The organism is Cognatundibacterium jejuense, from assembly GCF_014284255.1.
GTDB lineage: Bacteria > Pseudomonadota > Gammaproteobacteria > Burkholderiales > Burkholderiaceae_D > Undibacterium > Undibacterium jejuense.
On record NZ_JACOFV010000081.1, the window covers coordinates 1 to 255 of the forward strand.

Sequence of the window (255 nt, forward strand, 5' to 3'; positions counted from 1 at the left end):
CAACTGATGCACGTACAAAGTTCTGGAAAGCAGCATCTGTTCAGGCTGGTTCTGCAACATTGAAAGAAGGCAGCCCATTCCGTTTCATCGCTGACTCTGGTATCAAAGCAACTGAACACCACGAAGGCGCATTGTTAGAGCAAATCGACCTGAACACTTGGGTTTCTATGTCTATCCAACGTGCTGTTGATAAAGTTCAAAGCCGTTTGCAAGATGGCCTGGCATTTTTGGCGACGGTTGGTTCTACAGCACCGT

Annotated in this window: 1 pseudogene; it reads left to right on the forward strand. The window is 47.5% G+C overall.

What is annotated here, in order from left to right:
- A pseudogene (locus H8K32_RS20105) lies at positions 1-255 on the forward strand (MotA/TolQ/ExbB proton channel family protein); the annotation flags it as partial.